The following is a 1,483-nucleotide window of genomic DNA, read 5'->3' as shown; positions in this document are numbered from 1 at the left end:
CCTTTCTGAACTGGCCTGATTGATGCGTAGAGAACACCAATCCTCCCAGCTCAAGGGGCACTTTCCTCATTCCGACACCCCACGACCAACCAATTTATCGGTGGATCGAGGGTTAGTCGGTCATGGTGTTGCCGCGGTAGACGTCGCCTTCGATGTAGGTGAGCAGGTCGCCGTTGGTGTCGGCCAGGCACCAGTAGTAGGGGGCGTCGTAGCGGACGACCCGCCAGGTGCTGTCGGCTCGGTCCCAGTAGAGCTTGTCGAGGAGCTGGGTGTCGCCCCCGGAGCCGCCGAAGAAGGCGGCGCCGCTGGAGGGATTGAAGTGTTCGTTGAGGATGGTGATGACGTCTTCGACGGTGGTGGCCTCTGCGCAGCGGGTCAGGGCGGCGTCGACGTTGGCCCAGAAGTCGTCGAGGGGGTAGGTCATGGTTGTTCTCCGTTCGTCTGCGGTATTTGCTGCGCCGGTTAGCGCTGGGATGCAGGGGACCGGCGGGGTGGCGCGCGCAACCTCGAAGAGGCCGTGACGAGCGGAGCAGGGTTTTCGGCCCGCGCGAGCCGGCGCGCAGCGCCCTGGCGAGCTGGCGTTGGGCCGAAAAGGTCACTCGGCCTGCGCAGTTCGGCGCGGGTGTGGGTTGCGCGTGACGGGGCCTCGTCGGTCACACTGGGCGACCCAGCTGAACGGTTAAAGGTGAGCAGCTACCCAAACCCACGCCCGCCGCAGGCGGGCCTCCGCGCCTCCGGGCGCGCCGGCCGACAGGGGGGCGGCGGACCGGAAGACACCGCAGGCCCGCCGGTCCCGCGCGGCTGCGCGGACCCGGGCGGGCTGGTGGTTGGTCAGACCCAGAGCAGGGCGGGCACTTCGGTCCATCCGGGGCCTGGGTGCTGGGCTGCGAGGTAGATGCGGTCGCGGGCCCAGGTGGTGTGGCGTCTCTGTGTGGCGAGGCCGCCTTCGGCGGTGAGCCAGGGCAGGGGGGAGCGCCGGATGCCGTAGTCGTCGACACCGAAGTGGTCTTTGTCGAGGTACTGGCGCTTGTCGGGGTTGCAGATGTACCGGTGGGCCGGCAGTGCTGCGGGCGCTTCAGCGTTGGGGGTGACTGGCTCGTCGGGGTCGATGAGACCGGCGAAGCACACGAAATGCTGGGGTTCGACGAGCCAATACAGCGCATCCTGGTCGTCGTCGGGGTCCTCGTAGTCGCCGGCCCAGACCAGGCGGGCGCCGCCGTCGAGGGTGAGCAGTATTTCCACGGCGGTCATGAGCGGGGAGTCGGCGCGGGTGTGGGTGGACAGTTTGGGTCCGGCGCCGTAGGTGGCGGGGTTGAGGGCGGCCAGGGGTCGGCCCGTGGGGTCGACGATGACGGGGTTGAAGTATTGGCCCATGGTGGTGTCCTTAAGTTCGTAGTTGCAGTTACTTCGTGTTGTTACGTTGGGCTGTGACCCGGGTGGGTCGGGTGAGGCTGCATGGTCGTAGCCGGCCCTGGTGGTGCGG

Annotated in this window: 2 protein-coding genes; both read right to left on the bottom strand. The window is 67.7% G+C overall.

Going from position 1 to position 1,483, the window contains the following annotated elements; all coding sequences use genetic code 11:
* Positions 1-112: 112 nt before the first annotated feature.
* A complete protein-coding gene (locus MCHLDSM_RS07720; RefSeq protein WP_048469560.1) occupies positions 113-424 on the bottom strand; it encodes a hypothetical protein in 312 nt (103 codons plus the stop codon).
* 407 nt (positions 425-831) lie between these two features.
* Positions 832-1,374 (bottom strand): hypothetical protein, encoded by a 543-nt coding sequence (locus tag MCHLDSM_RS07715; protein WP_011767735.1) that lies wholly within the window; start codon positions 1,372-1,374, stop codon positions 832-834.
* Positions 1,375-1,483 lie beyond the last annotated feature (109 nt).

This window comes from Mycolicibacterium chlorophenolicum (assembly GCF_001044235.1).
Lineage (GTDB): Bacteria > Actinomycetota > Actinomycetes > Mycobacteriales > Mycobacteriaceae > Mycobacterium > Mycobacterium chlorophenolicum.
Note: the sequence above shows the minus strand (reverse complement) of the source record. Positions and strands in the feature narration are given on the sequence as shown.